General features: G+C 59.9%; 25 protein-coding genes and 1 tRNA gene. 18 read left to right on the top strand and 8 right to left on the bottom strand.

The genetic code is table 11. From position 1 onward, the window contains the following. The first annotated feature begins 397 nt into the window (after positions 1-397). The 17 genes from HXO69_RS05605 to HXO69_RS05525 all read left to right on the top strand — a co-directional run bounded on the left by HXO69_RS05605 (position 398) and on the right by HXO69_RS05525 (position 17,562). Positions 398-1,141, top strand: coding sequence for a DUF6891 domain-containing protein (locus tag HXO69_RS05605; protein WP_296545815.1), 744 nt, complete (start codon positions 398-400; stop codon positions 1,139-1,141). A gap of 425 nt (positions 1,142-1,566) precedes the next feature. Further along, positions 1,567-2,445, top strand: a complete 879-nt coding sequence (locus HXO69_RS05600) for a thioredoxin domain-containing protein (protein ID WP_296545814.1) — start codon at positions 1,567-1,569, stop codon at positions 2,443-2,445. A gap of 298 nt (positions 2,446-2,743) precedes the next feature. Continuing rightward, positions 2,744-2,817, top strand: a tRNA-Thr gene (locus HXO69_RS05595). Between the two features lie 127 nt (positions 2,818-2,944). After that, the gene (locus HXO69_RS05590; protein ID WP_296545813.1) at positions 2,945-5,143 is read left to right on the top strand and encodes an acyltransferase family protein; all 2,199 of its coding nucleotides are present in this window, start codon (positions 2,945-2,947) and stop codon (positions 5,141-5,143) included. A 140-nt stretch (positions 5,144-5,283) separates the two neighbouring features. Further along, complete coding sequence (locus HXO69_RS05585) at positions 5,284-6,114, top strand: ABC transporter ATP-binding protein (protein WP_296545811.1); 831 nt, start codon at positions 5,284-5,286, stop codon at positions 6,112-6,114. A gap of 158 nt (positions 6,115-6,272) precedes the next feature. Then, entirely contained in the window at positions 6,273-7,085 is an 813-nt protein-coding gene (locus HXO69_RS05580; RefSeq protein WP_296545809.1) for an SGNH/GDSL hydrolase family protein, read from the top strand. An 835-nt stretch (positions 7,086-7,920) separates the two neighbouring features. Then, entirely contained in the window at positions 7,921-8,157 is a 237-nt protein-coding gene (gene rpmB, locus HXO69_RS05575; protein WP_004005966.1) for a 50S ribosomal protein L28, read from the top strand. Positions 8,158-8,160: 3 nt separating this feature from the next. Further along, entirely contained in the window at positions 8,161-8,331 is a 171-nt protein-coding gene (gene rpmG / locus HXO69_RS05570; RefSeq protein ID WP_004005967.1) for a 50S ribosomal protein L33, read from the top strand. Positions 8,332-8,333: 2 nt separating this feature from the next. Continuing rightward, complete coding sequence (rpsN, locus tag HXO69_RS05565; RefSeq protein WP_005506731.1) at positions 8,334-8,639, top strand: 30S ribosomal protein S14; 306 nt, start codon at positions 8,334-8,336, stop codon at positions 8,637-8,639. Between the two features lie 92 nt (positions 8,640-8,731). Continuing rightward, positions 8,732-9,019, top strand: coding sequence for an HU family DNA-binding protein (locus HXO69_RS05560; RefSeq protein ID WP_005506733.1), 288 nt, complete (start codon positions 8,732-8,734; stop codon positions 9,017-9,019). Positions 9,020-9,518: 499 nt separating this feature from the next. Then, positions 9,519-10,304 (top strand): hypothetical protein, encoded by a 786-nt coding sequence (locus HXO69_RS05555; protein ID WP_296545808.1) that lies wholly within the window; start codon positions 9,519-9,521, stop codon positions 10,302-10,304. A gap of 218 nt (positions 10,305-10,522) precedes the next feature. Further along, positions 10,523-11,239 carry a hypothetical protein gene (locus tag HXO69_RS05550; protein ID WP_296545807.1) on the top strand — a complete coding sequence of 239 codons (717 nt, stop codon included), beginning with the start codon at positions 10,523-10,525 and terminating at the stop codon, positions 11,237-11,239. Between the two features lie 288 nt (positions 11,240-11,527). Next, the gene (locus HXO69_RS05545) at positions 11,528-12,250 is read left to right on the top strand and encodes a transcriptional regulator (RefSeq protein WP_231840262.1); all 723 of its coding nucleotides are present in this window, start codon (positions 11,528-11,530) and stop codon (positions 12,248-12,250) included. Positions 12,251-12,527: 277 nt separating this feature from the next. Next, positions 12,528-13,292 (top strand): preprotein translocase subunit SecD, encoded by a 765-nt coding sequence (locus HXO69_RS05540; protein WP_296545804.1) that lies wholly within the window; start codon positions 12,528-12,530, stop codon positions 13,290-13,292. 322 nt (positions 13,293-13,614) lie between these two features. After that, a complete protein-coding gene (locus HXO69_RS05535; protein WP_049361988.1) occupies positions 13,615-14,328 on the top strand; it encodes a hypothetical protein in 714 nt (237 codons plus the stop codon). A gap of 499 nt (positions 14,329-14,827) precedes the next feature. Next, positions 14,828-15,274, top strand: coding sequence for a hypothetical protein (locus HXO69_RS05530; RefSeq protein WP_049334034.1), 447 nt, complete (start codon positions 14,828-14,830; stop codon positions 15,272-15,274). Positions 15,275-15,591: 317 nt separating this feature from the next. Further along, positions 15,592-17,562, top strand: a complete 1,971-nt coding sequence (locus HXO69_RS05525; RefSeq protein WP_296545801.1) for an NHL domain-containing thioredoxin family protein — start codon at positions 15,592-15,594, stop codon at positions 17,560-17,562. A 390-nt stretch (positions 17,563-17,952) separates the two neighbouring features. On the opposite strand, the gene HXO69_RS05520 is transcribed toward HXO69_RS05525, so the two are convergent. After that, on the bottom strand, positions 17,953-18,930 hold the full coding sequence (locus HXO69_RS05520) for a hypothetical protein (RefSeq protein ID WP_296545799.1): 978 nt from the start codon (positions 18,928-18,930) through the stop codon (positions 17,953-17,955). A 63-nt stretch (positions 18,931-18,993) separates the two neighbouring features. On the opposite strand from HXO69_RS05520, the gene HXO69_RS05515 reads away from it, so the two are divergent. Beyond that, positions 18,994-19,695 (top strand): hypothetical protein, encoded by a 702-nt coding sequence (locus tag HXO69_RS05515; protein ID WP_296545797.1) that lies wholly within the window; start codon positions 18,994-18,996, stop codon positions 19,693-19,695. A gap of 162 nt (positions 19,696-19,857) precedes the next feature. Here HXO69_RS05515 and HXO69_RS05510 read toward each other — a convergent pair whose 3' ends face one another. The 7 genes from HXO69_RS05510 to HXO69_RS05480 all read right to left on the bottom strand — a co-directional run. Then, entirely contained in the window at positions 19,858-20,523 is a 666-nt protein-coding gene (locus HXO69_RS05510; RefSeq protein WP_296545795.1) for a bifunctional 2-polyprenyl-6-hydroxyphenol methylase/3-demethylubiquinol 3-O-methyltransferase UbiG, read from the bottom strand. A gap of 170 nt (positions 20,524-20,693) precedes the next feature. Continuing rightward, the gene (locus tag HXO69_RS05505) at positions 20,694-21,806 is read right to left on the bottom strand and encodes a MauE/DoxX family redox-associated membrane protein (protein WP_296545793.1); all 1,113 of its coding nucleotides are present in this window, start codon (positions 21,804-21,806) and stop codon (positions 20,694-20,696) included. A 337-nt stretch (positions 21,807-22,143) separates the two neighbouring features. Beyond that, a complete protein-coding gene (locus HXO69_RS05500) occupies positions 22,144-23,199 on the bottom strand; it encodes a ThiF family adenylyltransferase (RefSeq protein WP_296545792.1) in 1,056 nt (351 codons plus the stop codon). Beyond that, positions 23,190-23,960, bottom strand: a complete 771-nt coding sequence (locus tag HXO69_RS05495; RefSeq protein WP_049347554.1) for a thiazole synthase — start codon at positions 23,958-23,960, stop codon at positions 23,190-23,192. The genes HXO69_RS05500 and HXO69_RS05495 overlap by 10 nt, the downstream gene beginning before the upstream one ends. Before the next feature lie 158 nt (positions 23,961-24,118). Continuing rightward, positions 24,119-24,316 carry a sulfur carrier protein ThiS gene (gene thiS, locus HXO69_RS05490; protein WP_294628211.1) on the bottom strand — a complete coding sequence of 66 codons (198 nt, stop codon included), beginning with the start codon at positions 24,314-24,316 and terminating at the stop codon, positions 24,119-24,121. 48 nt (positions 24,317-24,364) lie between these two features. Further along, positions 24,365-25,447, bottom strand: coding sequence for a glycine oxidase ThiO (gene thiO / locus HXO69_RS05485; protein WP_296545789.1), 1,083 nt, complete (start codon positions 25,445-25,447; stop codon positions 24,365-24,367). Between the two features lie 2 nt (positions 25,448-25,449). Next, the coding region (locus HXO69_RS05480) for a thiamine phosphate synthase (RefSeq protein WP_296545788.1) at positions 25,450-25,889 on the bottom strand (440 nt) is incomplete at its 5' end.

The following is a 25,889-nucleotide window of genomic DNA, read 5'->3' as shown; positions in this document are numbered from 1 at the left end:
GGTACTGCACTTTTGTGGGTGTGGGAGAGTAGGTCACCGCGGGTTTTTTATTCAAGAGGGGAAGACCTTATAGGTCTTCCCCTCTTTTTGTGTACCCAAAAACTCCTAGAACGAAAACTCCTGGAACGAAAGACACCTAACTCAGCAAAGGTGCAGAGACTCCAGAGACTCATAGATCCAAAGACTCAGAGACGCAGCAGAGAGGCAGGGGAACAGGGGATGCAGCCTCGCCAGACAGCGTGCCAGCATACTGCAGCGGCAACGAGATGGGGAGTTCACAGATCCGCCTGAATGACGAAATAGAAGGCGAGGTAGAGAAACTCTTGATACCTTAACAACAAGAGCAGTCCATATCTCTACCCCCAACGAGTAGAGAACACGCAAAGGAGCAACCGTCATGGCTGATGAGAAGAGCATCTACGAGCGCTGGAGCGAAGAACGCCTCGACCCGCCCTTCCCCAAAGAATGGGGGCTGAGCGAAGAAGACGAAGCCGAGCTGCTTTGGCCTATCTGGCCCCTGCTGTTCATGGGTGAATCTGATACTGAGCAGTACGTAGAAACCATTACCGATTATGTGATGGACGTACTCGGGCTGGACTACGACGGGGAGAACGAAGACAGCAAGCTCTGGGAAAAGCGCGTAGAGGACTACGTGGAAGAGCTCATCAAGCGTCGTCGTGCATTCGCCGCAGAGCTAGGCATTACCCCCGAAATGCAGAAGAACTCCAACCTCAACCGCGCCTTCGCAGCCCTGGAAGAAGAAGGAGCCATCGCACGACAGAACTTCACCTGCTGCGGTACCTGCGCCTCCGCAGAAATCTGGGACGAGATCGACGATAGCCGTGAATGGAAGGGATACATCTACTTCCACCAGCAGGACACCGAAAGCCTCGCTGAGAGCGGCGGTACCTACGTTGGGTTCGGCTCCTTCCTCGCCTACCCCAGGGACGAAAATGAATGGAACGCGCTGAGCGATGCGCAGAAGGAAGAGATTAGTGCTCTTCACAAGAAGCTTTCCGTGGAGCTCATGAAGGACACTATTATCCCCGTACTGGAGAAGCACGGCCTGAGCGTGAAGTGGAACGGCAGCTTCGATACTCGCCCGTTTATTGGGGGAGTGGAAATCTACAACATTCCCTAGCAGCTGGTGAGCTGAACCGGATGGGAGCCTAGCGGCATACCTAGTGGGGGAGGATCGCCTCCCAATGCTACAGAAGTTTACGAGGAAAATAAGCTGAGAGCGTGAGAACACACATCACAGCATCTCAACCAGGGTATTAACTAGCCGATAAGGCACCCATTCGGTAGGCTAGACGGGTAGCGCGGTACGTCCACGACAGAGCGCGAGCAGAACCAGCCTTCACGGTGGCACCTGCTCGACATGACTTTCAGCTGTTTCAAACGGCAGGAAGCTGAGCTTTAGAACGCCCAGCAGAGATCAGAAGGCACCCAGCTCAGAAGAGCACGGGCACCCTGAAACTTTACCTGGGCGGGAGCACGCTCCCACCGGAGTAGGCTAGAACAGTGGACTAACCGCCACCCATATTCCCAACCAAAGGAGCAGGCATGTCGACCGACGCCCGCGAAAAAGCCCGCCAGATTGCGGCCCAGCAGGCCAAGAAGAGCCCCAGCCAGGCAAGCCGCCGCTGGCTCCAGCTCGGCGTACTCGCCGTGGTCCTCGTCATCGTAGGTATCATCGGTTTCGTCGTAGTCAACGGCAACAAGAACACCAAGGTAGCAGAAAGCGGCCCCGTGCCCGCCAGCGCCAACGAATACGGTGGCATTGTGCTGACCAAGGACGGCATCGTCCAGAACTCCTCTACCCAGGAGACCCGCGACTTCAAGCAGCTCGCAACCTCGACCTCCTCCGTGACCCCCATGGTTAACGGAACCGCAGCAGCAGTCAACACCATGCCCCCGGGCGTGCAGACCGCTGAAGAGGCATCCAAGAACGGCCAGCCCGTTCGCGTGACCATCTTCCAGGACTACAACTGCGTGCACTGTGCAGAGTTTGAGAAGAAGTACGGTGAGGAAATCCAGAAGCTCGTCGAAGACGGCACCATCACCCTGGAAATCCGTAACCTGACCTTCCTGGACCGTTCCTCGCCCACCGCATACTCCGCACGTAACGCGGCAGCAGCATACTCCGTGGCAAACCAGGTCAGCACCAGCGACTTCCTGAACTACCAGCGTGAGATCTTCACTCACCAGGGTAGCGGCGACATGAACAACCAGCAGATCGCTGACATCGCCTCGAAGTACCACGCCTCCATTGGCTCCGATATGAACGAAGGCAAGTGGCGCCCCTTCGTGGACGTGGTCAACGCTGAATCCGCAAAGAACGGTATTAAGGGTACCCCCACCGTCTTCGTTGATGGTGACCAGTACACCAGCAACGACTTCAGCGCCTTCCTGAAGAGCAAGATCGAAGCTAAGAAGAAGTAACCGCTTCGATACGAAAACCCGGTAACCTCCGCGTGAGGCTACCGGGTTTTTCTGTATGTATCCGAAGCTTTGAAAAGAGCGGTGCGCGCCGGTGATAAAGAAGCGCAACGGTGAGGGGGAGGAACCGACGAAGCGCTGGAAGCGGTGCCTGGAGCCTCCTACAGAGGGGCTGATTGGAAGGGAGAAAGCGAAGGAAACGAACGGATCAAACCGGCACAATCCAGAAGCATTCTCAAGCAAACCGCCAAAGAACAACTAAGCAGATTCAACCACGAGAATAGGGTACACTGGACAAGTTGCCTCCTTAGCTCAGTTGGCCAGAGCATCTGTCTTGTAAACAGAGGGTCACCGGTTCGAATCCGGTAGGGGGCTCAGAAAAATCCTGGTTCGCACCAGCCTCATAGTAGAGGTGCGGATCAGGATTTTATTGTAGCGAGTGTCCTCGAGTGTCTAAGGGACCCGCACCAACACATCGTCTACCCGCCCTGAGGAACCAAGTATGTCTGAAACCTCCGGAACCCCGCAGGCCACCGCCTCGCAGGGCACCCGTACCGCGGCGCTGCGCACCGTCAAAGCCCGCGAAACCAACGACTACCCCCTCGAAGAATTCATCGAATCGCGAGGATTCCGCCCCGAAATCCAGGGCCTGCGCGCCTTCGCTGTGCTCCTTGTGGTGCTCTACCACGTCTGGTTCGGCAAAGTCTCCGGCGGCGTGGACGTCTTCCTCTTCATCTCCGCCTTCCTGCTCTCGCTCTCCTTCATGCGCAAGATCAACGAAGGTAAACCCCTCAAACTCTTCAACTACTGGCTGCACGTCTTCCAGCGACTGCTACCTGTAGCCACCGTGGTTATCGCGGGCACCACCATTGCGTCCTTCTTCGTGCTCGCGCCCAGCCGCTGGTCGCAAACCGTTACCGACGCAACGAGCTCCCTGTTCTACTTCCAGAACTGGAACCTCGCGTTCAGCTCCGTAGACTACTACGCCCAAAACGCCTCCGTGAAGTCGCCCTTCCAGCACTTCTGGTCGCTCTCCATCCAGGGACAGATCTTCATCATCTGGCCCCTGCTCTTCGCCGCAGTAGCCTACGTCGTGCACCGATTCCGTGGAAACCTCTTCACCACCGCAGTATTCATCTTTAACACGGTATTCGTCGCATCCCTAACCTTCTCCATCGTCGAAACCGACACCAACCAGGGATTCGCCTACTTCGACACCCGCACCCGCCTGTGGGAATTCGCCATCGGCACCCTGCTGGCGATGCTCACCCTCAAATGGAAGGCGCCCGAAAAGGCGCGAGTCGTCATGGGCTGGGTCGGCATCATCGGCCTGGTCACCTGCGGTGCAATCCTGCCCGTCGAACGAGCCTTCCCCGGCTACCTGGCGCTCTGGCCCGTGCTCTCCGGCGCGCTCGTCATCATGGCAGGCCGCACCAACAGCCGCTGGGGCATCGACCGACTGCTGGTCTCCGCACCCCTGCAGAACCTGGGCAACATCTCCTACGCCCTATACCTGGTGCATTGGCCCATCCTCATCCTCTACAGCAGCGCCGTCGGCACCTCCCGCGTGAACATCATCGAAGGCACCATCATCATCCTTGCCTCCATCGGCCTGGCATGGCTACTCATCCGCTTCGTCGAAAAGCCGCTGCGTTACCGCAAGGATCCCTTCGTACCCTGGCTCATGATGAAGATGCGCTTCAAGACCGTCTTCTCCGTCAAGACCTGGGCAGACCAGCTCGCCTTCATCCTCGCTATCTTCCTGGTCGCCGGCGTACCCCTGACCGCCGCACAGACCTGGATCGGCTACCGCAACGCCCAGTCCGAGCAGAACGCCGAACTGAAGGTACAGACCGTCAGCGAAAACTACCCCGGCGCCCGCGCAATCGGCGGTGCCCAGCAGGGACTCATTGACAACCCCATCCCCTCCGGTGGTGACGTCAAAGCCCAGTACGAAGGCCTGAGCGACACCTGCACCGGCGCCTTCGCACCCTCCGACCCGGCACTCGCCAAGTACTGCAGCCTGCAGAAGAACGGCGGCGACGACGTACCGCTGACCATGGTCATCGGCAACTCCCACGCCGAACAGGCGCTGAGCTCCTTCAAGCCCATCGCGGAGCAGACCAAAACCAACCTGCAGGCCTACCTGCTCGGTGGCTGCCAGTACCCGGTCCGCGCCGTCAACGCCAGCAACGAATGCTCGGAATTCAACACCAAGATGACCGAGGAAATCCTCAAGCGCAAGCCGCAGACCGTGGTACTCATCGCGACTATTGCTCAGGCACGCTCGAACGATGAACGCGTTGACCCGAGCCTGGATGAGACGGTCCGCCGTCTCACCGAGGCAGGAATCCAGGTCATCGGCCTGCGCGATAACCCGCGCTTCGAGTACAACATCTACGAATGCGCTCAGAAGGCCGGCGCCGACAAGAGCTCCTGCGCACGACCCGCGAGCGACAAGTACGCCGCAGAAAACCCCGCGAAGGAAATCTTCGACAAGTACCGCGACCAGGGCGCCGTCATGGTGGACCTGAAGGACGTGTACTGCCCGGACGGCATGTGCAGCCCCGTGGTCGGAAACATCTACGTCTACTTCGACGATAACCACGTTTCTAAGACCTACGGACGCACCATGGCGCAGGAAGTGTTCCAGCGTGCTGCAGAAGGCGGCTGGCTCGTCAACGGAAAAGTGAACTTCTAAAGTTCGCCAATACAGCGGATCCCCCGAACTGTTCTACAGAAGTATGAACAGAGAGGGGGATCCGCTATTTTCTTACCTGAAATTAGGATAGGCTAAGTTATGAGGCTCCCGGGAGAAGCCTTAGGAAAAGAAAGGACGCCATGAAAGAAATCACCGAACGCACCCTCAAAGTAGAGAACGTCAGCCTCGGCTACGGCGAAACCACCATCGTCAAAGACCTCTCCCTCGAATTCCCCAAGGGTAAAATCACCGCCATCATCGGTCCCAACGGTTGTGGCAAATCTACTCTTCTGCGCGGTGTCTCCCGACTGCTCAAGCCGCTCAACGGCGACTTCACCCTCGACGGCAAATCCACCCACGAATACTCCATGAAGGGCTTCGCCCAGATGGTCGGGCTCATGCCCCAGCACCCCATCGCCCCCGAAGGCATCACCGTAGCCGACCTCGTCTCCCGAGGACGCTACCCCTACCAGGGCCTCTTCAAACGCAATAGCGCCGAAGACGACGAGGCGGTTGCTTGGGCTCTCGAAGCCACCGATACCATGTCCCTTGCAGAACGCCAGGTCACCGAACTCTCCGGCGGTCAGCGTCAGCGCGTCTGGATTGCTATGGCGCTCGCCCAAGAAACCGACATCCTGCTGCTGGACGAGCCGACCACCTACCTCGACCTGGCACACCAGGTAGAGCTACTCGACCTGCTCTCGGAACTCAACGAACAGCGCGGCACCACCATGATCATGGTGCTGCACGAACTGAACCTCGCCGCCCGAGTCGCCGACTACCTTGTTGCCATGAAGGACGGCTTCATCGTTGCCCAGGGCGAAGCGCACGACGTACTCACCCGCGAGAACCTGCACACCATTTTCGGGCTGAAAGCTGAGGTTGCAGACCCGTTTAACGACGGTAGCGTGGTGGTGGTACCTCACCCGCGTAACGCGTCCACTGTTGCCGGTTCAGCTGTCGCGTCCTAAGAAACCCCGGCGCATATCTGAAGAAACGCCCGTAACAGTGGGATACTGGAAGACAGGACGCACCGAAAGCTAAGCGAAGAAGCCGGTACACCGCGCGGGTGTACCGGCTTCTTCCATAGAAGGGCTAAACTCTACAGACGCCCGGAAAGAAGAAAACAATGACGACCCCGCTCCTAGACTCCAACGGCAAGCTCAACGGCGAATCAGTACGCTATGTAGCAATCGGTGACTCCTTCACCGAAGGCGTGGGCGACGTTGACCGCCGCCGCCCCAACGGGCTGCGCGGCTGGGCAGACCGCGTTGCCGAAGGCCTCGGCGCAGTAGACCCGCAGGCTCAGTACGCAAACCTCGCCATCCGCGGCCGCCTGCTCGGTCCCATTCTGGATGAACAGCTGCCCCGAGCCCTCGACCTCTGCCCCAACATCGTCACCTTCTACGGCGGCGGCAACGACATTATGCGTCCCAACGTTGATATTGACCAGCTCATGACCCGCGTGGACGAAGCCTTCGCTGCCATGCGTGCCCAAGACATCACGATCCTGACCATTACGGGCCTGGATGTGCAGGGTCAGGGCCCCTTCGCCCGCACCCGCGGCCGCACCGCAACCTACAACGAACTGCTACGCGGCATCGCCGAAGACCACGGCGCACACATTATCGACTACTGGCGCTGGACTGACTTCCTCGACTGGCGCCTGTGGGCTGACGACCGCCTGCACATGAACGACCTGGGCCACGAGCGCTTCGCCTCCCGCGTGCTGACGCAGCTCGGCTTGCCCGGCGTGGTGACCGAATCGGTACTGCCGCCGGAGGTGCAGCTGACCGCTCGCGAGAAGATTGAGCAGGAGGCACGCTGGGTTCGTGAGTTCGCCCTGCCGTGGATTGGCCGCCGCCTGAAGGGTACGAGCTCCGGTGACGGCGTGAGCCCCAAGTACCCGCAGTGGGTCCCCGCGGCAAGCCTGAAGAACTAGGCTGAAGAACTAGGGTCGCGGTGGCTCACGATACGGCGTAGAACCCTAGCCAGAACCGTATCGGTAGGGGAGCGCTCTGTGCCGTATCTGCCCCATACTTGTGTCGTATCTACGCCGTAACTGGGGCGGTGAATCCGCCGTTACTCGCACCGCTACGAGCCCTTAAACTGCCCTTTAAAACCGGGGCGGAAGCGTTAAAACGAGAGTTAAAAGCTCTTTAAACGCGTGTTTAAGCCTGTTTAACAGCCCTGTGCACACCATCAGAAGCGGTGGCGCGGGGCTGTTTGCGGCTTAAATCCGGCTTAAGCTGTTAATCTCACAACATGAATTTCACCGGTGTAATTTATCCCCGGTCACATAGAGAATGCCCGTTCTTAAATCGGTGCATTAACGCCTGACTAGGGGCGTTAAAGATTCCCTTAAAAACATCTGGACTTGCAAAAACACCCATTTTTGGTAGAATGGGTAGGTATGTTTGCCGCCCGACGGCAGGCGTGCATCCGCGAATCGAGCGCTTCGCTTAAACGAGGCGCGATCGGCTCAGAACACCGAGATTCCGCGGATTTTTAAGGCAAAATCCGGCGTGCAGGCTTGCACGAACCCCCGTATTTACCTAGAATTTAACGCTGTTCGTAGTGGTGGAAACGCCTCTCGACACTAATAAGCTTCACCGTTTTTCCCGCGGCGGGGATCGATGCGTGGCCTCTCACCCACGTGACGATCTCAAACACTCTAGCCCGGCGAATAACCCGGTGCTTCTACATTGGTGGCGGGACGCTCACGAGTAACATCGACTGCGTACCGTCATAAAAGTCAATCAATAAAGGAGTGAAACATGGCAGCAGTCTGCCAGGTGACCGGAGCTGTTCCCGGCTTTGGACACAGCATTTCGCACTCGCATCGCCGCAACAAGCGTCGATTCGACCCGAACGTTCAGAAGAAGACCTACTGGGTTCCTTCGCTGCGTCGTAAGGTAACCCTGAACGTGTCCGCTAAGGGCATCAAGGTTATCGATGCTCGTGGCATCGATGCCGTTGTTGCAGAAATCATCGCACGCGGGGAGAAGATCTAGTAAATGGCATCCAAGGCTAAGGACCTCCGTCCTATCATCAAGCTCAAGTCCACTGCTGGCACCGGTTACACCTACGTGACCCGTAAGAACCGCCGCAACAACCCCGACCGCATGGTGCTGAAGAAGTACGACCCCGTCGTTCGCAAGCACGTTGACTTCCGAGAGGAGCGCTAAGAATGGCTAAGAAGTCCAAGATCGCTCGCAACGAGCAGCGCAAGGTCATCGTCGCTCGCTACAACGAGAAGCGTATCGCGCTGAAGAAGACCCTGATCGACGAGAACGCTACCCCCGAGGAGCGCGAAGCAGCACGCGTGGCACTGCAGAAGCTGCCCCGCAACGCTTCCCCCGTTCGCGTGCGTAACCGCGACCAGATCGACGGCCGCCCCCGCGGTACCTTCCAGAAGTTCGGTATCTCCCGCGTGCGCTTCCGCGAGATGGCACACCGCGGCGAGCTGCCCGGTATCACCAAGTCCAGCTGGTAAATCTGGTATTTTAGTTCCTAAACGGTTTTCCGTCGTCACCGACGGTCACTCGCTTTAGACTCAAACCTTAAGTCTCTGGAAGGGGCACCCTAATGGCTAAGAACCGTACCGAACTCGTTGCAGAGGTTGCAGAGAAGTCTGGCAAGAGCCAGGCAACTGTAAACGCAGTCCTCGACGCAGTGTTCCAGGTTTTCGAGTCTTCCGTCTCCAAGGGCGAGAAGATCACCATCCCCGGTTGGATGGCAATCGAGCGCACCGACCGTGCAGCTCGTACCGGCCGTAACCCGCAGACCGGCGAAACCATCCAGATTCCCGCCGGTCACGGCGTGAAGCTGACCGCAGGCTCCAAGCTGAAGGCAGCAGTCGCTAAGAAGAAGTAATTCTTGAGACTTTGAATCTGATAAAAGACCCCCACCCTCACGGTGGGGGTCTTTTGTTATGCCAATTTGTTGTGTCTAGAGACAGGGGAGGGGGAACGGTAGGAAGTAGAAGAAACATGTGGAGGGGTGAGAAGTGGGTATTCAAGACCCTAACCCTATACTCGAGCCATAAAACACAGAAAGTGGCCCGTTTTCACAGAGGAAGCTATGATGGGCTACAGAAAAATAAAGAAAATTTATTCATTTGAGCATAAAGCTATGCATGAGCTGAGCGAAAAATCGGGATTATCAAACCCGCTGAGAAAAATACTTATACATCGCCGTGCGAACACAGCTTAAACACAGCAAACTAAAGCTCAATCTTAGACTCACACCCTAAGCTGGAGTCACCGGCGAAGGAAAAGCCACACACCATACACAACGGCCCCATCCAACCGGAAAATCAACCATACAAACCCCGGACGATTGACCCTCCGGGACGCACAAGGAGAACCACCTCATGGCACGCCCCGCCCAGAACACTTCCGCACAGACCACCAACCGTCGCTTCCGCACTGGCGCAGCAGCACTGTCACTGGCAACAATCGCAGCACTCGGCCTGAGCGCCTGCGGTGCGCAGAACACCTCCGCTTCCGCCCCGGCACCCACCGCAACCGCAACCGCCAAGGCATCCTCCACCGCCGACGCGGCAGTTAATGCGGGCAACGGCAAGGTCACCGTCAAGGCAAGCGACGCAGCCTCCCCGAGTGCCACCGCAAGCAGCTCCCAGGGCACCGTAACCGTCACCGAAGGCGGCGTGACCGTCAACGGCGCCAACGGTACCGGCGTGACTGCAGACGCTAGCGGCAACGCAACCGTCAACGGCGGCTCTGCATCGAACAACTCCGGTTCCTCCGCAAAGGTCGACGAGAAGGCAGGCGAGACCTCCGCCAAGAGCGGCTCGAATGGCTCCGTGACCGTCGATAGTGGAACCGTCAGCGCAGCCAACGGCTACACCCTCATCGAAATCAAGGCCGACGGCGGCTGGTCCTACCACGCACCCAACGGCGACATCATTGAGGTACGAGCTGACGGCTCCTGGGAGCGCGTTGGCGATGGAGGCGTCGTTGAGGTCGATGCTGACGGCTCCTGGGAACAGACCGGTGAGAACGGCGTCATTGAAGTAGAAGCTAACGGCACCTGGGAACAGACCGGCGGCAGCGGCACGATTAAGGTACCGACCGTTCCCGCCAAGCCCGCTGGCGCTACTGTTAACCCCGTCAAGCCCGTCACTCCCCGTAACTAACTGAAGTGGCCAGCCGATAAGCCGGGCGGAAACGTGGGATATCCCACCCGCTAGAATGCGGATAAACGCCCGCCGGCTCGGATAAAAGCCCCCAAACTCGATAGAATTAACGCGGTTGGTTACACCGATAATTGTTATGGAATCCCACAAGGATCCTGCGCACGACGCGAATACGTCGCCAACTAGCCGCACCATACTAACAACCACAAGGAGAAACAATGGCTATCGCCCCCGCAATGAAGAAGACCACCGCGGTTCTGTCCATCGCTTTCGCAGGCGCACTGGGCCTGAGCGCATGCGGCTCCCAGTCCTCTTCCACCACCACCGCGACTGCATCCGCATCCGCTTCTGCAACTGCTTCCGCAAGCGCATCGGCTAAGGCATCCTCTGCAGCTGCAACCACCTCGGCTGCTTCCGCTTCCGCTACTGCAGATGTGAAGGTTGACAAGGACGGCAACGTCACCGTCAAGGCTAACGACGGCGAGGGCAACTCCGCAGACGTGAAGGTCGGCGCAGACGGCAAGGCATCCGTAGACGCTAAGGACTCCGAGGGTAACTCCTCCAAGGTAGAGTCCGACGCAAAGGGCAACACCAAGGCTGAGTCCAAGGACTCCGAGGGCAACAGCACCTCCACCGTTGAGGGCGACGTTGTTGCTTCCGAGGACGGCGGCTGGACCATTCAGGGTGACGAAGGTCAGGTAGCTGTACAGGCTGACGGCTCCTGGAGCCGCCAGGACGCAAACGGCCAGGTCGCAGTCAAGGCTGACGGCTCCTGGAGCATCCAGGCTAACAGCGGCCTGCAGGCAACCGTGGACGCATCCGGTGAAGTAACCTCCATCGTTGGCGGCGAGAAGGCAGACCTGAAGGCTCCGAAGGTTCCCGCAAAGCCCGCACAGGCTAAGGTCGCCCCCGTCAAGCCCGCACAGCCCAAGTAAGCTGTAAAGAGCTAACAGCGGCTTGTGGCGCTCGTAGAGCGTGACAGTCCGTGACTTATGAAGACGCCCCGTGCGCATCCGATAGTGATGCGTGCGGGGCCGTTTTGCGTCTTCAAGTTGCGCTGAACTCCTAGGGAAAATAGGAAGCTTCGCATAACTGTTGTTAGGATTAGGGAGGCGCTCAGAATCTAGCTCTCACTCAACTCTCACTCAACAAACAACCACACTATAGGTCTCCCCGGCATAGCACGGGGATCTACCAGAAAAGAGAACACAGTGAAGAAAACTATGGCTGTTCTGTCCCTGAGCCTCGCCGCAACCTTCGGTCTTGCCGCGTGCAGCTCCAACGCCAAGGCACCCGCCGAAAGCCAGAGTGCATCCGCGAGCGCGTCCGCTTCGGCAAGCGCGTCTGCCTCCTCCAGCGCGTCCGCAACTGCAACCACCTCGGCAGCTACCTCAGCATCCACTTCGGCAAGTGCATCTGCTTCTGCACACGCAAATAGCTCGAGCTCCTCCGCTAAGGCATCCGAAAGCCAGAAGAGTGGACTGTCGGGTGCTTCCTCCATGCCCACGGACCCCACCGATAGCAACTACGGTCCGCAGCTATACGCGCATTACAAGGAAGCCGTCGAAGAGGCTAAGAAAGACCGCTCCGCCAAGAAGACTACGAACACTGAAGGCAACGTGTACACTGCCCCTGACGGAAGCATCGCTGTTGTCGAAGCTAAGAACGGTAACTACATCAGCATTGAGAAAGACGGTAGCTGGGTACGTGTGACCCCTGAAGGTGAGGTTGCCGCCGTGACTGATAAGGGCGGCTGGGTTGCCGTCAAGCCTAACGGTGAAGTAATTAGCGTTGATGAGAACGGTGCGGCTTCCATTATGAACGTTAAGACCTCGGAGGTTTCGGGCGACTACCAGTCCCTGGAGCTGCCCAAGCCCCCGGCTCCTGTGGGAGACCTGCCTGCCCCGAAGAATCCCGTTAAGCCGACCAGCCTGGCTACGAACTAAACGTATCCACTACATAGCTGGTGACTAGCTAGACCCGTTCGCCCCGTGCGCATCCGAGCGTGATGCGTGCGGGGCGTTTTTGCGTCTTCAAGCCGCGCTGAGAAGACCAGTAGAGCTGAGATGACCCGTAAGCGGGGGAGGGGGCACCGCACCATCTCAGGGAGCTTTCAGGTCGCGGTGCTAGCATGGTGGCGTACACCGGGCATACCGGAGTACAGGTCAACCACACTACGCACTGCGCCGTTGCAGAGCGGCGCATACAGAAAGAGAAAATACAGTGAAGAAGTCTATTGCTGTTCTGTCCCTGACCATTGCCGGTGTCCTCGGCCTTGCAGCCTGCGGCGGCAACTCCGGCACCAACTCCAACTCCTCCGCATCGGCAAGCGCGTCCGCTTCCGCAACCGCTTCTGCAACCGCTTCCGCAACTGCCTCGGCACCCGCAAGCACCTCCGCAGCAGCAACCAGCAAGAGCACCACCTCCGCAGCAGCTGAAACCACCAAGGCAGAAACCAAGGCCACCCAGGGTACCATCAGCACCCCCACCGACCTGCCCACCGATGCAAACGAAGCACTCAAGAAGGCTGAAGGGTCCGCCCAGCAGGCAGGCTCCGCAGGCTACACCGCCAGCAAGGAAGCCCTGAACGATTTCAAGACTGAGGCCGGTGTGAAGAAGGCGCAGACCAGCGACGGCACCGTCTACTACAACGATGAATTCGCTGCCTTCGAATCCAAGGACGGCGCTATTGTCAGCATCCAGAATAACGGTGTGTGGACCAGCATCGACGCCAACGGTACGACCATCGTCGTGAGCAATGACGGCTCCTGGATTAAGACCAACCCCAAGGAGAACCTCTACACCGTCGTCAAGGCAGACGGTACCGCCTCCGTACTGAACACCAAGACCTTCGAACAGGCAACCGATGTCTCCACCATCGAGGTCCCGAAGGCCCCGGCCCGCATCGACGGCTTCAACGGCACCGCTAAGACCCCGGTCAAGCCCACCAAGATTGCTGACCTCTCCGAGGTCGCAGGCGCCAAGTAATGCAGACGCCAAATAAAAACTAGCCCCTGCCCTCTGCCCCCGGGCCGAACAGCCCGACAGAACAGGGGCACCAGCGCCCCGCACGTATCCGACCGTGATGCGTGCGGGGCGCTTTGCGTCTTCAAGCTGAGCTGGGAAGACCCGTAGAGCTGGGAAGACCAGCGAAAGTAGCGGGGGAGGGGGGGAGCACCGCACCATCTCAGGGAGCTTCCAGGCCGCGGTGCTAGCATGAGGGCATACACCGGGGAGGTACCCGAGCACAGGTCAACCACATTACGCACTGCGCCGTTGCAGAGCGGCGCATGCAGAAAGAGAAAATACAGTGAAGAAGTCTATTGCTGTTCTGTCCCTGACCATTGCCGGTGCCCTCGGCCTTGCAGCTTGCAGCGGTAATTCCGGCACCAACTCCGGCACCAACTCCTCTGCATCGGCTAGCGCGTCCGCTTCCGCAACTGCCTCGGCCCCTGCAAGCACCTCCGCAGCCGCTGAAACCACCAAGGCAGAAACCAAGACCACCCAGGGGACCATCAGCACCCCCAGCGGTCTGCCCAGCGAAGCAACCGAAGCACTTAAGAAGAGCGAGGACTCCAACCAGCAGGAAACCTCCGCATTCTACAGCGCCGTCAAGGAATCCCTGAACGAGTTCAAGAACGAGTCCGATGTAAAGAAGGTACAGACCAGCGACGGCACCGTCTACTACAACTATGAAGTCGCTGTCTTCGAAACAAAGGACGGCGCTATTGTCATCATCAAGAATACCGGTGCGTGGAGTAGATTTGACTCCAACGGCGGAACCATCGTCGTGGAAGAGGACGGCTCCTGGATTAAGACCAACCCCGAGGACAACCTCTACACCGCCGTCAAAGCAGACGGCGCCGCTGCCGTGCTGAACACTAAGACCTTAGAGCAGACAACCGACCTCTCCACCATCGAGATCCCGAAGGCACCTGCCCGTATCGACGGCTTCCGCGGCACCGCTAAGACCCCGGCCAAGCCCACCAAGGTTGGTAACTTCTCTGAGATTACAGGCCTCTAGTAAAAAATAGCTCCTGCCCCGGGCCGAACAGCCTGACAGAACAGGGCCACCAGCGCCCCGTGCGCATCCGACCGTGGTGATGCGTGCGGGGTGCTTTCGCGTTCAGAAGGAGGGGACTCAGGCTCTTCCCAGACAGCGGTGCTAGGATGTGGGCATGCCCGAAGCTGGGCATTACCAACCACATCCATACACAGCGTTGTGATGATGTCGCGACGCATGACGGAAAGAGAAATCCGCCGTGAAGAAGTCTATTGCTGTACTGTCTCTCAGCGTGGCAAGCCTGCTCGGTCTAGCCGCCTGCGCCCCCTCCATAAAAGCGCCCGTAGCCTCCGGAAGGTCCGCATCGGCAAGCGCCTCCGCTTCACCCTCTGCCTCGCCCTCTGCACGTAGCGAGAGCTCATCTAGCCCCTCATCTAAACCTACTTCGAGCGCTTCTGGCAGGGCAACCGCTAGCAGCGACACAACGCAGGGAGCATCCTCAGCGGTAGGGGCTGACGAGATGCAGTACAAGGCCAGGAAACACTACGAAACGTACTACCAAAAAATTGCCGAGGCTGAGAAGGACCCCGCCGTTGTGAAGGGCGAAAACGCCGATGGTAAGACCTACATCTTAGAAAAAGACAAGCTTGCTATGGTCGTGGGGAAGAACAATGAATACATCATCTTCCACCAGCATGACGGGAACTGGAGCCGTCTGAGGCCTAACGGTGAGCTAGAACTAACGTACTCCGATGGGGCCTGGGTCAGGGTAATGCCGGACGGTGAACGTATCGCAGTCAAGGCGAGCGGTAACACCAACATTGCCTACCATCAGGGCGATGTATCCGAGGACATCATTACCTCGCTGAAAACCCCCGAAGTCCCCGCCCAAGTGGAAGGTTTCGCGAGCGTCCCCCAAAAACCTGTAAAGCCGAAGAAGCTTGGCACGGTTGTGGGCACGAAGTAAAAAGCCTCGAGCGTCTCGGTCCGTGCGCATCCGTTTTGGATGTGCACGGACCGATTTTTAATATCTGCCTGCGCGTCTCTACCTGAGACGGGGTTACTCCTTTGGGACAAGCTGCACGCGGTCGCTTGCAAACTCGAGACCGAGTCTCTGAAGAGCCGCACAACTCTCAACAACAGGGAATATGACTTAATATGACGGGTCGTTAAGCACTCAAGTCACAAAGCTCAACTCCCAGCGAACCACCCACCCCACGCTGGCATAATGGGGACAGCAAACCAACGCGCCCACACGCGGCGCACCCAACAGGAGAGAAAACCATGAGCGAGAACACCACCCGCAGCGTACGCGTACGCGCCAGCGAACTTGAAGGCCGAGCCTGGCTCAACACCGGCGACAAAAACCTCACCCTGGCCGACCTTCGCGGCAAAATCGTTATTCTCGACTTCTGGACCCTCTGCTGCATCAACTGCCTGCACGTCCTCGACGAACTACGCCCCCTCGAAGAAGAATTCTCCGACGTACTCGTCACCATCGGCGTACACAGCCCCAAATTCGAACACGAAGCAGACCCCGTAGCGCTCGCCGCAGCCGTCGACCGCTACCACATCACCCACCCCGTACTCGACGACCCCGAACTGACCACCTGGCAGGCATACACCGCCCGCGCATGGCCCACCCTCGTCGTCGTCGACCCCGAAGGCTACATCGTCGCCCACCTCTCCGGTGAAGGCCACGTACAGGGCCTCACCTCCCTCGTACGCGAACTCGTCGCAGAACACGAAGCGAAGGGCACCCTGCACCGCGGCGACGGCCCCTACGTGCCCCGCCCCAAGGCAGCAGGCACCTACGCCTTCCCCGGCAAAGCAATCGAACTGCCCGCCGAATTCGGTCCCGCAAACCTCTTCGGCAACCGCGAACGCACCTACCTCGTCGCAGACAGCGCACGCCACCGCATCCTGCAGGTAGCAGCCGACCTCAACACCGTCATCAACACCTACGGCGGCGGCGACGACCCCGTGAACCACCCCGTCAAGGGCCACGTCGACGGCACCGGCACCGAAGCACGCTTCAACGAACCCGCCGGCCTCGCCCTCGTACCCGAAAACCTGCGCGAACAGCTCGGCTACGACGTGCTGGTAGCCGACACCGTCAACCACCGCCTGCGCTCCCTCAACCTGAGCACCGGCGAAGTGCGCACCCTCGCAGGCAACGGCGTGCAGCGCGTCATCGACGGCGATAACGCCATCACCGGCGACCCCAACCACATCCCCGCCGGCGTACCCGCCACCGACATTGCGCTCTCCTCGCCCTGGGACGCGGTCTACTCCCGCGAAGCCGGCCAGTTCATCATCGCCATGGCAGGCACCCACCAGCTCTTCGGCTACGAACCCGTCACCGGCACCGTCAGCATCTTCGCAGGCTCTGGCGTCGAAGGCCTCGCCGACGGCCCCGCCGCCGACGCATGGTTCGCCCAGCCCTCCGGCATCATCGAAGCACGCGACGGCAGCCTCTGGGTCGCATGCTCCGAAACCAGCGGCCTGCGCCACGTCACCTTCACCGAGGATGGCGTACAGGTCACCTCCGCCGTTGGCAAGGGCCTGTTCGACTTCGGCTTCGTCGACGGTGACTCCGACACCGCCCGCATGCAGCACCCCCTCGGCCTGACCGAACTGCCCGACGGGTCCATCGCCGTCGCCGACACCTACAACGGCGCCATCCGCCGCTGGGACCCCGCAACCGGCACCCTCGGCACCCTCGAACGCGGCCTCGACGAACCCTCCGACCTGCTCGTCGAAGAAGTACCCGGCGAAGAACCGCGCCTCATCATCGTCGAAACCAACGCCCACCAGCTCGTACGCGCCTCCATCCCCGCGAAGGCACAGCACGTCGACGAAGGCGCCATCACCACCGCACGCCCCTCCACCAAGCTCACCGGCGGCACCCTCGAATTCACCTCACGATTCACCGTGCCCACCGGCCAGAAGCTCGACACCCGCTGGGGCGACCCCACCCAGCTGAAGATCTCCTCCACCCCCGAGAACTTCATCCTGGAAGGCGCCGGCACCTCCACCGGACTGACCCGCACCCTCGTACTCAACCCCGAAATCACGGAGGCAGTCCTGCACATCACCGCCCGCGCCGCCGCCTGCGACGGCACCCCCGACGGTGACATCCCCGAGCACGCAGCATGCCACCTCTACCAGCAGGACTGGGGTATTCCCGTCGTCGTGACCGGTGACGAGGCAGACGAAAGCGAACTCGTCCTGGACCTGCGCGGTATCAACTAGGGATCTATAAAAGAATCAAGGGTCAGTATTATCCTCGCTCCTACAGGGGCACCCGTCCTCGCTTCGCTCGGACACCCTGATGTCGCTACGGATAATACTGACCCTTTTCTGTTGTGCCCCCTGATACCGCTGCGGATAGTACCGGTTCCCTTTGTACTTTTAGGATTGTGGGACGCGAAAGGGCCGGGTCATCCTCGCTCCTACAGGGGCACCCGTCCTCGCTTCGCTTCGGACACCCTGATGTCGCTACGGATAATACTGACCCTTTCTTTGCCCATATAAGCCACGAGCCAGTATGCTCTTCCGCTCCTACAGGGGCACCCGCCCTCGCTTCGCTCGGGCACCCTGATGTCGCGTTCAGAGCATACTGGCTCTCGCAGCTCAGCGGCTTTAGAAGGAGACTCGGACCGCCTTCGCATCCGCCTCCACCGACGCCTTCAACGTAAACGGAATCTCCTTCTGCACCTGCGAACGCGCACCCGTATACAAATCCAACTGGGTAAACGACACCTTCGCCGTACCCGACATCGGCTTCAACGACCACACACCCGCCGAACTCACACTCACCTGCGGATCCGCAACCTTCACCACAGACCACTTCACCTCAGAATCCACACGACCCGTAAACGCATACTCAAAAGGGCACCCACCAGGATAAAGAGTGCTCTGCTGCGTGCACTTCTTCAAATGATCCTGCACCTGCTCCTTCACCGACGACAACGCATTATCACTCGGCTTCAACTCCATACGCACCGCATGATTCGCATCCTGCGCAGTCACCACCTCATTCACCTTCTGCGCCGTATACACCGTCGAATCATAGGACACCGCATACACACCCGGATAAAACACCGGGAACGACGCCGCACCCTTATCCACCGCAACCTTACGGTTATTAATCGTCGCAGCCTCCACACCCTGAATATTCACCTTCACCGACGGCAAAGACGCCTCATCAATAGCCCACTTATCAAAAAAGCCCCAATGCGTACCCGAACGATGCAAACGAAAATCCGTATGCTGCTGCGAACCCTCCAACGTATAGGACGCACGCACCGTCGCATGCTCACCATCCTCGCTGGTCTCCACCACCTCATACGACACCTCACCCAACGAAGACACCGAACGCCTCAAAGCATCCCCATCCAGCAAAGATGCGTCACCCTCAGGAATCTGTGCACCCAACAGGCCACGCGCATACGAACCATTACCCGTACGCAACGCATGAAAATACTCCCGCACCTGACCCGTCGGGCCATACACCAGCTTATTCGTCATAACCAGCGCCGCAACAGCCACAGAAACCGCCACCACAACACCGACCATCCACATTGCCAGAACCCGCTCCACGGGAGAAAAATTACGCATAGAACCAGAGTAACGCAGGTAGTCCGCTAGGTTTCACGCACCGCACACACTAAAGTTGTGTATATGGCAGAACGCGCTCACGAAGTCCCCGCCAAATACGGCGAAGTCAACGAACTATTCCACCCCCGCATGCGCTCCTACGGCAGGCGCATCGAAGCGGCACTCCCCGGCACCATCGTGCTCCTCGCCGCGCTCGCCTTCATCTTCTACAAGCGACCCGCCCTGCCGTACACCATCCTCGTGCTGCTCATCGGCACCATCGCAGGCGTCAACCTCTACTCAGTCCTCAAACCCACAATCATCGTCATCACCAAAACCCACGTGCTCCGCGCACGCACCTTCGGCTGGTTCGCCGTACCCCTCGAAAACATCGACCACACCATCTACGCCGAAAAGCTCTACCCCAAAAAAGCCTACGGCCAGAAACTCAAAACCGTCGCCGGCCGCCTACGCTACCGCAGCTTCCCCGCCATGTGGGCCGTCGACAAAAACGGCAAACAGCTCATGCGCATCGACGGCCGCGTCTGGGACGGCAAAACCATGCGAGAAGTCTCCTCCAAGCTCTCCGCCCAAACCACCATCTACAAGCAGATCAATGTGGTCAACATGGACAAAGAACACAAGGGACTCATCACCTTCAACGAGCTACACCCCGGCTGGCGCTCCAGCCTCATGACCGCGCTTGCCGTCATCATCGTGGTAATCCTCTTCGCCGCATCCTTCATGCCCGAAGAAGTAGCCCGCAACATCTACATGATCCACTAGAACGCCCATTCTTCTTTAGTGCCTCTTCTGGACGCGCTTCTTCCGGACACACAAAAGGCCCGGCACCCACCCCACACGGGGCAGGCGCCGGGCCATTTGTATGCCTAGCTAAATGCGCTTAGCGCGCTCGCAGCAGAGGCGAGCCTAGCTTTAGATACGAGCCTAGCTCGCCGGGCGGGACAGCACCGCCACCAGGAACTCCGAAGAACCCTCAATAAACGGGTGCATCTGCCACGACGAATAGACGTTATCAACGTTCAGACCGACCTCGCGAGCATCCGCCAAGAACTGCTCAAACGCGTAGTCACGGCCCGGACCCGAACCGTAACCCACGACAGCGCGGCCACCCGGCACCAGCACGCGGCGGAAGTTCTCCACCACCGGCTTACGGGTCGAACGGGCGAGGAAGCCCATCACGTTACCCGCACATACCAGCAGCTCAAAGCCGTTCTCCTCAGTGGCGTCACCCTCAATGCCCAGCACCTCCGGCAAATCCACCAGGTCAGCCGTAATCCACGTAGCATCCGGGCAGACGCGGCGCGCCTCCTCAATCAGCTCAGGATCAATATCCACACCCGTCACACGGTGACCCAGCGCGTGCAACTGCTTACCCACACGACCAGGACCCGAACCCGCATCAAGAATCTTCGCGCCACGAGAAGCCAACGCATTCACCAGACGAGACTCACCCGCCATATCATTACCCTCAGCCTCCATCGCCTTAAAACGGTCAATGTACCACTGCGAGTGATTCGGGTTGCTCTCCTTGCGGACCAGCCACAAGGACTTCTCACGCTCGCCCGGAGCGTTGAAACTCATCATTGCCATAAAAACTCCTTAGACAGGGTTGAGGATGCGCCAGCCACCAGGCGAGGTGACCGCGGCGTATAAGCGGTGTGTGCGCTACGTTCTAGCATAGCCCCACCCGGCGTCTGCCGGTAAGGGCAGTAAGAGCCGGACGGGGCTACGGGAGGGGAGCAGACACTACCGGGGTGCGTTTAGAGGTGGTCGCCCTCAGTATTCGACGTACCCTCAGCAATCGCCTTACGCATCTGTTCCTGGCGCTCCTCCTCAGCCAGACGAGCAGCCTCAGCGAACTGTGCCTCAATATCGGTCAGCAACGCCTCAACCTCCTCCTTACCAGCCACCGGACCACCAGCAATCAGACCATCAGCGCCCAAAACCACAGCCAACGGCACACCATTACCGAAATTCGCGCGCGCACCAGCATCACGGTCAATCAGCGGAGTCAACCCTTCAGGCAACGTACCCGCATTACGCGAGGTCTGCAACGACTCCAGGCTCGAATACACCGGATGCAACGCCACCTGCGGCAGACGCTCCTGCCACGAAGACATCGTCTTCAAAAACTTCACGCAACCAGCACACGTTGCCGACACGAACACCAGCATACGCGCCTGATTCTTAGCCAACGCACGCATATTCGTGTGGCGACCATTCTCCAGGTACAGCGCCGCATGAGGAATCGGCATGCGAACATACTGCTCCTCGCCGTTCTCGTCATACACCGGCTCCGGCAAAATCACTTCAGCCTGCGGCTCCGGCTGCGCCAGAGCATCACCGCGGCGAACAGCCTCCAACGTCAATGCAATCAGCGCCGCACCAACAACCCAAGTCCAGCCGCTAGCGCTCAGACCCAGCAGAGTCGACACAACACCCGTGCCGCCCTTCAACGCACTCGCATGCGCGCCAGCCGCCGCCAACAACAGCGCAATATTACGGACCAGCGTATAACGGCTCACCGGCGCATTCGACTCAGAACCAAAACAATTACAACCCGCGGTACGACCCGTCGCCAGCGCGCGCGCAATCACCACCGTATAGAACAGCATCAGAATCAATGCCAAACCCGACGCAATCACAACAGGCAAACGCACCGGTGACAACAGCAGGACGGCGGCTAGGGCAATCTCGAACCACGGCAGGATCAGCGACACCGCACGGGTCGGCGCAATCTTCTCCAAACCAAGATTCTGAATACCAGTCACGGTACTCTGCGGATCCTTCGCCTTAGCAATGCCGCTAACGAGCAGAGTTAAGGCGATGAGAGTCGTGCACAAAACAAGCGGCACAGTAGGGACGGTGAGCATAAAACTCCTAGAGTGAGTGTGCGAAAACAGGAGGCGGCAGGGCAGTTTTTAGGCAGAATAAACCGCGCGACGTCCCGCCGTGTTATACACGATTTTACGCCCTGCACATGGGGAATCGTTTCTATGCACTTAAGCGGAAAGCGGCATACGCCCTCGTTCCTACAGGGGAACCCGTCCTCGCTTCGCTTCGGACACCCTGATGTCACTACGGGCGATACCGCTTTCCTTAGGGCTTGGCGCGCTATGCCCTTCCTCCGCTCCTACAGGGGACCCGCCCTCGCTTCAGCTCGGGCACCCTGATGTCGCTTCCGGAAGGGATAGCGACGCCGGTGGGCCACTAAATAGCCGTGAGGCGCACCCCGTACTCGCCCGCCAGCTCCGCGTACGCCTGCACGAAGCGCTGCGCCCTCGCGCCCGAGGCACAGAAAACGCCCACACGCTGATCACGCACCGACTCAAACAGGCTCAACAGCTCCGCGGGCACGCGGTTAGCCGGTAGCAGCGAGCCGTCCGCATCGCTCAGTTGCGACAGCGGGAAATGCCGCGAGCCCTCATGCTTCACCGACTCCTCACGCTCGGGCGCCTCACGCACATCCAGCAGAACCTGCGGAACCTCATGCACCGACAAATCCACCGGCACCACACGCGCCGGATCCGGCACCGCCCCAAACGACGTACACGTACCTGACAGGGCATCATAGGTCAGCAAGCTACCCGCCGCCGTCGGCAAGCCACTCACAAACTTGAGCACCTCCGTCGCCATCAGCGAACCAACCACAGCCGTCGTCGCACCCAACACCCCGGCAAGCGCACACGACTCAACCGTCTGCGGAATCGTCGGAAAAATATCACGCAAATGCGCGCCATCCGGCTCAAAAAGACTCACCGACCCGCCAAAACGCAGCACCGTGCCCCACACCAGCGGCAGACCCGCAACCTGCGCTGCATCCGCAATCAGATACTTCGACGCAAACGTATCCGTACAATCCACCACACAATCCGGTGCCGACGCGGCAAAAAGATCCAAAATCCAGGACGCATCCACATGCCGGATTGTCGTCTCAACCGTCAACGATGGGCACAGCTCCAGCGCACGGCGCGCCGCAACCTCCGCCTTCGGCTCACCTACATCAGACACCCCAAAAAGCGGCTGACGCTGAATATTCGACAGCTCCACCGAATCAGAATCCACAATATGCAGATACCCCACACCGGCCGCCGCCAACGCCTGTACCACCGGACAACCCAAACCGCCAGCACCAATCACCAGCACGCGTGCCGCCGCGACTGCGTCCTGATCAAAACCGGGGAGGCGACGCTGACGGTCCGTGCGCTCGCGATCCAGACGCGCATGCTCCGGATTCACCGGGGTAGGGGAGAGATTTACATCCACGAGACGAAACCTTCCGACGGCGACGACGCCTTCGCGTGCTCACGCACCGGAATACGGCCCGCCTCACGCGCCAACGCGCCCGCCTGCACCGCAAACTTCATCGCCTGAGCCATCGCTACCGGATCCTCAGCACGATTCACCGCCGACGCCAACAACACCGCATCGCAACCCAGCTCCATCGCCAGGGCCGCGTCGGAGGCGGTACCCACGCCGGCATCCAGCACCACCGGAACCTGCGCGCGGGACGCAATCAGCTCAATATTGTGCGGGTTCAAAATACCCAGACCGGTACCAATCGGCGCACCCAACGGCATCACCGCGGCAACGCCCGCATCCTCCAGACGAGCGGCAGCCACCGGGTCGTCAGAGGTGTACGCAAGCACCGTGAAGTCCTCAGCCACCAGCTGCTCGCAAGCGTTCAGCAGCTCCACGGTGTCCGGCAGGAGAGTGTCTTCGTCGTGGATAATCTCGACCTTCACCCAGGAGGTGCCCAGCGCCTCGCGGGCAAGCATCGCGGTCATCACCGCGTCGGCTGCGGTGCGGCACCCTGCGGTATTGGGCAACGGCGCAATATTGAGCTTCTGCAGAAGTGGAAAAATGGGGGTGCCTGCGGCGTGACGGCGCATGGCAACGGTCGTCATTTCGGTGCCGGATGCGATGAGCGCCTGCTCGAGCAGATCCATGCTGGTTGCGCCTCCGGAGCCCATGATAAGGCGGGAGTTGAAAGTGCGGTCGCCGATGGTGAGTGGTGTGAGGCTCATGAGTTCTCCTCTGTGGGAACGTCTAGATAACGGGGTTTAGGTGTGTGGGCGCGGCGGCGCGCCCGGTTTAGAAAGAAAACCGAGAATGGCTGTTCTTTTTCTCCGGCAGGTATTCGCCGGTGGGTAGTTGCCGGTGGTTGCCAGTACAAGCTGGCGGGTTAGCCACCCTGCACGGCGGTCAGGGCATCCACCCTGTCGCCCTCGCTCAGTGGCACATCCAGCCACGTTGAACGCGGCACGATACTGCGGTTGAGCGCCACAGCCACGCCATTTTCGGTGCCGAACTGGTCCATGACAAGGTCAAATACGGTGCGGGCGTTGGTGGTTAGCGGCTCGCCGTTGTAGGTGATGATCATGCGGAATCCTTTCGTGAGGGCGCCGGGTGCATCCGGCGGGGACTGTGTTTAGTGGGTGAATCGTGCTGGGGCGCACGCCTGCATGATGGGCGGAATCTCAGCCCCGCAGGCGACCTCCGCGCCGACCTTGCCGGCGAGCGCGGCAAGCAGAATACCGTGGCGGAAATAGCCCGTGGACACGAGCTGACGGGTGCCATCAGCGCGGGTACGGTGTCCGAAGATGGGCAGGTCGTCCGGGGTGCCGGGGCGGGCGCCGACGTTCGCCTCCAGCAGCTCGCACTCTTCAACCACGGGCACCAGCCGGATGGCGTCACGCAGCAGCTGGTGTACGCCGTCAATGGCAGGTAGCGTGCGGTGGTCTTCGCGGCTGGTCGCGCCGATGCACAGCTCCCCGTCGGGGCGGGGGATGAGGTAGACGGGGCGGGAGTTCACGTAGCCTCGCACCACGTGCTTGAGGATGGGTCGCGGGGCGCGCAGACGCAGAATGTCTCCGTAGACGGGCCGCAGCGGGTAGTCCCCGTGCAGCGTTGCCCCTAGTCCGGTGCAGATAATATCGCCTGCATCCGGGTTGGTAACCCGTTCGGTGCTGAAGGTGACGCCGCGGCGGGTGAGTGCATCTTTGAGAGCGCGCCTCATGAGCCGCGGGTGCAGCTGATGGTCGCTGGGGATGCTCACGGCACCGGCAATGCGCGGCGCCAGGAGCGGTTCGAGGGCGCGCGCCTGCGTGGGGGTGACGGGGTCCGCGGGACGGTTCAAATCCCGGTAGTAGGCGCGGGTGCGCTGCAGGTGTTCGGCGTCGGCACGGTCGGCGGCGACGATGAGCGTGCCGGTGGTGTCGTAGCCGGTGGGCAGGTCGGTGGCGCGGCTGAGCCGCTCCATGAGGGAGGGGTAGGCGTCAGCGCTGGCGGTCATGAGGGGGAAGAGCTCGTCCTGCTGGAATTGCACCTCTGCGATGGGCGCGAGCATGCCGCCGGCGTAGTGGCTGGCGGCAGGGTAGAGCGCCGTGCCGTCCTCGGCGGTACCGTAGTCGCCGGTTTCGGCGTCGATGAGGTGCACGTTTTCGCCGCGTTCGGTGAGCTCAAACGCGGTGGTGAGGCCAATGATTCCGCCGCCAATAATGGTGATGGTCATGGTTATGCCTTCAGTGCGGGGTTGTCGACGAAGGCGCGGACCATGGCGATTCCGGCGACCCCGGTGGTGCGGATAGCGGGGCAGTCTTCGGGGGTAATGTCGCCGATAGCTACAGTCGGCACAGCGGACAGCTCGGCAAGTTCGCGGAGCCCGTCAATGCCCAGGGGCGGGCGGTTAGACTGTTTGGTGGGGCTGGGGCGGAACGGCCCGGTGCCAATGTAGTCGATGAGGTGCGCAATCTTGTTGGACTCTTCGACGAGCTGCCGGGTGCCGGTGGTGAGGCCGATGATTGCGTCGGTGCCGAGGAGGGCGCGGGCGTCGGCTACAGGCAGGTCGTCCTGACCGATGTGCACGCCGTCAACGCGCACGCCGCGGGCACGCAACGCGAGGGCAACATCGACACGGTCGTCGACGAGCAGGGTCTGATGCGGCTGGATGATGC

Source organism: Rothia sp. (in: high G+C Gram-positive bacteria) (genome assembly GCF_015265375.1).
In the GTDB taxonomy this organism is placed as follows: Bacteria; Actinomycetota; Actinomycetes; order Actinomycetales; family Micrococcaceae; genus Rothia.
The sequence above is the reverse complement of the archived record's forward strand: the minus strand, read 5'-3'. Positions and strand labels throughout refer to the sequence as shown.

Coding starts and splice junctions, on each gene's coding strand:
- HXO69_RS05605 (WP_296545815.1), top strand. CDS start 398: ATGGCTGATGAGAAGAGCATCTACGAGCGCTGGAGCGAAGAACGCCTC.
- HXO69_RS05600 (WP_296545814.1), top strand. CDS start 1,567: ATGTCGACCGACGCCCGCGAAAAAGCCCGCCAGATTGCGGCCCAGCAG.
- HXO69_RS05590 (WP_296545813.1), top strand. CDS start 2,945: ATGTCTGAAACCTCCGGAACCCCGCAGGCCACCGCCTCGCAGGGCACC.
- HXO69_RS05585 (WP_296545811.1), top strand. CDS start 5,284: ATGAAAGAAATCACCGAACGCACCCTCAAAGTAGAGAACGTCAGCCTC.
- HXO69_RS05580 (WP_296545809.1), top strand. CDS start 6,273: ATGACGACCCCGCTCCTAGACTCCAACGGCAAGCTCAACGGCGAATCA.
- rpmB (WP_004005966.1), top strand. CDS start 7,921: ATGGCAGCAGTCTGCCAGGTGACCGGAGCTGTTCCCGGCTTTGGACAC.
- rpmG (WP_004005967.1), top strand. CDS start 8,161: ATGGCATCCAAGGCTAAGGACCTCCGTCCTATCATCAAGCTCAAGTCC.
- rpsN (WP_005506731.1), top strand. CDS start 8,334: ATGGCTAAGAAGTCCAAGATCGCTCGCAACGAGCAGCGCAAGGTCATC.
- HXO69_RS05560 (WP_005506733.1), top strand. CDS start 8,732: ATGGCTAAGAACCGTACCGAACTCGTTGCAGAGGTTGCAGAGAAGTCT.
- HXO69_RS05555 (WP_296545808.1), top strand. CDS start 9,519: ATGGCACGCCCCGCCCAGAACACTTCCGCACAGACCACCAACCGTCGC.
- HXO69_RS05550 (WP_296545807.1), top strand. CDS start 10,523: ATGGCTATCGCCCCCGCAATGAAGAAGACCACCGCGGTTCTGTCCATC.
- HXO69_RS05545 (WP_231840262.1), top strand. CDS start 11,528: ATGGCTGTTCTGTCCCTGAGCCTCGCCGCAACCTTCGGTCTTGCCGCG.
- HXO69_RS05530 (WP_049334034.1), top strand. CDS start 14,828: ATGCAGTACAAGGCCAGGAAACACTACGAAACGTACTACCAAAAAATT.
- HXO69_RS05525 (WP_296545801.1), top strand. CDS start 15,592: ATGAGCGAGAACACCACCCGCAGCGTACGCGTACGCGCCAGCGAACTT.
- HXO69_RS05520 (WP_296545799.1), bottom strand. CDS start 18,930: ATGCGTAATTTTTCTCCCGTGGAGCGGGTTCTGGCAATGTGGATGGTC.
- HXO69_RS05515 (WP_296545797.1), top strand. CDS start 18,994: ATGGCAGAACGCGCTCACGAAGTCCCCGCCAAATACGGCGAAGTCAAC.
- HXO69_RS05510 (WP_296545795.1), bottom strand. CDS start 20,523: ATGGCAATGATGAGTTTCAACGCTCCGGGCGAGCGTGAGAAGTCCTTG.
- HXO69_RS05505 (WP_296545793.1), bottom strand. CDS start 21,806: ATGCTCACCGTCCCTACTGTGCCGCTTGTTTTGTGCACGACTCTCATC.
- HXO69_RS05495 (WP_049347554.1), bottom strand. CDS start 23,960: ATGAGCCTCACACCACTCACCATCGGCGACCGCACTTTCAACTCCCGC.
- thiS (WP_294628211.1), bottom strand. CDS start 24,316: ATGATCATCACCTACAACGGCGAGCCGCTAACCACCAACGCCCGCACC.
- thiO (WP_296545789.1), bottom strand. CDS start 25,447: ATGACCATCACCATTATTGGCGGCGGAATCATTGGCCTCACCACCGCG.